Annotated in this window: 2 protein-coding genes and 3 pseudogenes; all 5 read right to left on the bottom strand. The window is 40.3% G+C overall.

Annotated features, from left to right (window positions below; all coding sequences use genetic code 11):
* Positions 1–101 (bottom strand): annotated as a pseudogene (locus ACFIK3_RS08910) (helix-turn-helix domain-containing protein); the annotation flags it as partial.
* Between the two features lie 208 nt (positions 102–309).
* On the bottom strand, positions 310–1,476 hold the full coding sequence (locus ACFIK3_RS08915; protein WP_375666688.1) for a tyrosine-type recombinase/integrase: 1,167 nt from the start codon (positions 1,474–1,476) through the stop codon (positions 310–312).
* Between the two features lie 173 nt (positions 1,477–1,649).
* Positions 1,650–1,970: pseudogene (locus ACFIK3_RS08920) on the bottom strand (transglycosylase SLT domain-containing protein); the annotation flags it as partial.
* Positions 1,970–4,105 (bottom strand): glycine zipper family protein, encoded by a 2,136-nt coding sequence (locus ACFIK3_RS08925; protein WP_375626993.1) that lies wholly within the window; start codon positions 4,103–4,105, stop codon positions 1,970–1,972. The pseudogene ACFIK3_RS08920 and the gene ACFIK3_RS08925, both read right to left, overlap by 1 nt.
* Positions 4,106–4,111: 6 nt before the next feature.
* Positions 4,112–5,020 (bottom strand): annotated as a pseudogene (locus tag ACFIK3_RS08930) (hypothetical protein); the annotation flags it as partial.

Below are 5,020 nucleotides of genomic sequence, written 5' to 3' on the forward strand. Positions count from 1 at the left end.
GGGAGAGAGCCATTGGTAACATGACGGCGGAATGTTGAGACACTCATATGAAGCAATTTTGCACTTTCACGGTCTGTTAAAAGAATATCATTTTCTGTCATTCTAAAATCCTTTCACTATAAAAAAAGAAAACAAACTATAACCATTTATTAACCACATTTTGGTTCATTTAGAAAGATGTTTTATTCATAGAAAACAATATTTTATCATATAATTTCTGATGTGATAATTTATGAGTCTTATTGAGAAAGAATGAGAGAGAAGAGAGCTAAAGTTATCCACAGATCATGGGGTTATGCACCCCATATCTTAAGATTGACCCGTGACATAAGCCGCCCATTTATCCATATAAACACGGCGCTGTTCTAGATAGTCTGTACGACGATAAGCACGCTCTACTTTACCGCCTACCACATGCCCTAGGATAGTTTCAGCGACTTCATAGGGAGCATCGGTTGTCTCAGCGAGCCAATCACGTAAACTAGAACGAAATCCATGGGGGCAAGCTTCAAGTTTATTGTCTCTCATATATTGTGACATACAACTATCAGCAAGAGCCCCCCGACCTCTAGCAGAAAAAAAGAAATCATAGCGAGAAAGCAGACGCGCTTGTTTTAAGATTTCTAATGCCTCTGATGATAAGGGTACACGAAATTCTGTTGTAGCATCACGTCGACCTTTCATATTCTCAGCAGGAATTGTCCATATATCCCCATCAACTTGATCTTTATGAATATAACGTAAAGGACGTGTACGAACTCCTGTAAGGATAAGCAAACGCAAAGCCAATTGTGTTAGGGTTGCTGCTTCACAAAGTGTTTTATAAAAAGCCGGAACCTCTCTCCAATCCATGGCTGGAAAGTTTTGTTTTTTATGGCGTTGTTTACCTAAGAGAGCGCGTGCTTTTGTTGTTGCTTGTAAATCGACATCTAATCCCAAGGCAGCCGCATGTTTGAGACAAATATTGAGACGATTCAGTGATTTACGAGCTGTATCAGCTTTTGTATGCCAAATGGGAGCAAGTGTATTGCGTATCTCTGTTTGTGTAATCTCTGAAACCGGCAGACAGCCCAATTTAGGGAGAATATGAAGTTGTAAAGGAGCAAACCAACGCCCATCTTTCCCATCATTCTTTAATTCAGCTTTCCGGCTTTCAAAAGCCTCTAAAGCAATGTCTTTTAAGTAATGGAGATTGCTTATTGCCTCACGCTTTTGTTTATTGCGTTCTTGAATAGGGTCACGCCCTTCACGTAAAACAGAACGCCATTGATTTGCTAATTCACGGGCTTGTTTTAAAGAGACATGTCTTAAGGCACCCAATCCCATTTCACGACGGCGCCCATGAATGGTATAACGATAAAGCCATTGAGCACCTCCATCTTTACGTTTGTGAAGAAGCAAGCCAGCACCATCATTATATTTGCCAGCCCCCAATGTTGCGACAGATCTTGCATTAAGCCGATTCATAAGAACCATTTTTACTCCTTTCTTCTATAGTTTTTACCCACACGCCAGCCCCGCTTGTGGTGTGCAAGCAAGTGATTTTGATTGATTCAAGATAAACAGATTTGAAATGAGAGAATCTTACGTTATTCGGGACTCTCATTCAATATGAATAACGCTAGATTATCATTATAAATCAATACGTTGCCTTGTTGATGGGCTAAATACAACTCCGCTTCACTAGGCGCTCTTCCCAACAGACGGCTTAAATGATTGCGATTATCAAGTGTCAACCGCCCCATGGCATCTGCCGCTTGCATGGGGTCAAACCTATCCTGCAAACCATATTGTTTGGCGGTGCTGTCTATAAATTGATACAACCCACCAGCAGAAGAGCGGGGATTCCTTGCATTCGGATTCCCACCACTTTCCACTTGCGCAACACGGTATAAATAACTCTCTGGCAAACCATAACGTGCTGCTGCTTGACGGATCGCTTGATTAATAGCAGGACTATAACGGGTCATTAACCCTTACTCCTTAAAAATCTTCCCGCTTCTCCTAACGCTGCCGAAGAAATGAAATGCCAAAAATGGTCACTACCAATTCCTGCTTTATGTAATCGTATAAATCTTTGTAACATTTGAGCAACTTCCTTCTGGTTCATACCTTTAACGCCAAAAGTTGCTAATTTCGCTATATCACGTTCAAGTATTTGCCTTTCTTTTTGTGGCAATTTTCTAATCGTATCAGATAAAATATTTTGTATAATTTTTGCCCCTGCATGTGCTGCACTAGTTTTTCCATACGGTATATTAACACCTGTTAAATAATTATGTTCAGGCGTTCCTTGAAACGGTTTCAGTGCTCTTTTCGCCGCATCTTCATAGAACCTTTCACCCTCTACAGCTTTTCTAAACGCATGAATGTTTTTAGAGCTTAAAGATCTGCTTAGATTATCTGACATGCTACCCGTTTGTAAAATATTTGAAAGGCTATTAATAGGACGCGAACCTTTTAATAGATCATCAATATAGTCTCTCATCCCTACATGATAAGTATTGAGACCACTAGGCATTGCTCCTTTACGAAGACCTTCTGCAATCCCCTCTCCCGATACGTCCCTCTGTGCAATGTTTTTGCCTTGTTTTATCGCTTCTTCAAAACCTTCATATTTGGCTACACTAGCCCGTGCTGCTTTATAAGTAGGAGAAATTTGGTCCGCTATCTCTACTAAGTCTTTTTTAAGCGATTTATATACATGAGCCATTTGGTTATCACCAAAATTATGATACTTCTTGCTAAGGTAATCGAGAGACTTCTTCGTTTGATCTAATAACTCCATCGTAGGCTTGTAATTAATGTGCCTAAATTCTCTCGAATAAAACATCTCTGGTTTTGCAAGGCGACGGTCCTTTGTTAAGACTTTAACGGCTCGCTCGACTGCTTCTTGAAATGCTTCATGTGCAAAAAGATCATTAAGAGCTGCATAATGCTCTTTTCCTACTGGAGTACGATACACCTGTGCATAAATAGGTTGATATTCTTTTTCTCCTTGCTCTTGAAGTACCCTTTTTAAAACTTTCGTATCTTGAAGAGGTGTAATGTTTTCATCTGCCGACTGACCAATACGGTGAATAGCATTCTGCACTCGTTCCCCATGTGCTCCTTTCAAAAGTTCAGAAACACGCGCATTTGTTTTCCCCATATTCGCAAGGGATACTTCTAAATTTGGACTGATATCTGTCAAAAATGCATGGCGTGGCGCAGAGCCAAGACGCTCTGCAACATTCTCAACACCATCATCATATAATGTTTTTGCAACTTCCCTAACCGCTTTGGTTTGAACTTCCTTATGAGCAGGATTAAAACGCCCTCCTTTCATAAAGGGAATATAGGGAACATGTTGCAATCCCCTTGCCATTTTTTTTGTACCCCAAGAAGCAACTGTACCGGCAAGAGAACCAATAGGACCAGCTACTGTTCCAATACCACCACCAAACCCTGCCGATATAAGACGACCAGAAAGACCCTCTCCTGCTCCAGAGCCATGTAAAGCTCCTGAACCTGCCCCGAACATCATCGCCTTACCAATATTTCCAAGTGTTGACATATGCTTTGCAAGAGCCAAAGCCCTTAATGGAGGCACAAAAAGTGAGAGTCCTGTCGGTACAAGTGAACCAGCAGCATAAGCAATAGAAGACCAAATAGGATATTTCTCTTGCAAGGCTTTTTGGTAAGCGCGCTCCTTAGCTACCCGTCTATTATATATCTCCTCTGCTTTCTTATCACCACGCCAATAATCTATAAAACCCGCTTCATTGGCTGCTTTCATCTCGTCAAAATAATCTGCCGTCGCACCAGACGCGCTATTCCTCATAACAGCATCCAACACCGTAAGATCTTTATCATCAAATGAGAAATCATCTGTTGTAGTTGATTGATTAGATAGCTTCGCAATCTCAGCGGGATCTTCAACTACGCGGAAACGTGTTCCGTTCTTAGCGTATACATATCGAGGAGAAGATGAAGAAGAACTGTTAGCATTTGATCTTATAATCTTTTCAATCTCAGCAGAATCTTCAACTACACGAAAACGTGTCCCATTCTTAGCATATACATATTGAGAATTAATCGCACCAGAAGTCTTATAAGGGGCCATTAATATTTACTCCTTAACCAGAAATTCACCACTGGAACTATCCACAAAATAAAGTACGTTATCCTTAATAGATGCCTCTTCTAAACTCATCTTTGGTATATTTTCACTACCTCCTTGTGACACCAACCCATTAGTAAAAGATTGAGAAGGGTCTTTTTTACGCTCTTTTACTTCCAATCCATGTGATAACCTATAAATTTCTTCATCATTAAATTCTTGAAAATGTGCAAGCATCTTCTTAATATTTAAAAGTCTTGTATGTAATACTTCAGGCTTGTCACTAATATCTAAAGTACCATAAGATGATACTAACCACTTGCTTTCGTTCTCAGATAATGGACCAACACCTACGGTTCCATTCTTACTTTGTTTTTTGATTGATGCAATCACTCGCTTAAAGACACCGCCTTGAATCTGAGTAAATAGATATTTTAATGTTTTGGCATCAGATCCTGGGAAAATTTGAGTAACCGTACCACCTTTACCAGCAACCCAATCTGGATTACTCTCTATAAGTTTAATGGCATGATTAACCGCACCCATAGTATTATCAATTTCTAATGCAACTTCTTTCACATACTCTCTCTTATTTGTTTCCCACTCTTCTATGTCTCGTTTTTTCTGATTATACTCCAATTCCTGTAGAGATCCTTTAATCGGTCTCGCTTCACGTTCACCTGTCTCCGGATTGATATACCATTGATGCCCCAGAGGTAACTTAGGAGTATCACCACCTGTTAACAATGCACTAAGCATTTGAGGATTCCTTGCCATGACAGCAGCTTCTTCTTCGCTGTAGCCTTTGGACTTTAGATACTCGACAGTCTGGTTAACCTGCCCTCTTTGTTTATCTCCTTCATGCAAGTTCTTCAGCCCCTTGGCAAAAAGTTGCCATCCAGATGAATTTGGACTTGC

It is taken from the genome of Bartonella sp. CB10SXKL, assembly GCF_042195515.1.
Taxonomy (GTDB): Bacteria; Pseudomonadota; Alphaproteobacteria; order Rhizobiales; family Rhizobiaceae; genus Bartonella.

Coding starts and splice junctions, on each gene's coding strand:
- ACFIK3_RS08925 (WP_375626993.1), bottom strand. CDS start 4,105: ATGGCCCCTTATAAGACTTCTGGTGCGATTAATTCTCAATATGTATAT.
- ACFIK3_RS08915 (WP_375666688.1), bottom strand. CDS start 1,476: ATGGTTCTTATGAATCGGCTTAATGCAAGATCTGTCGCAACATTGGGG.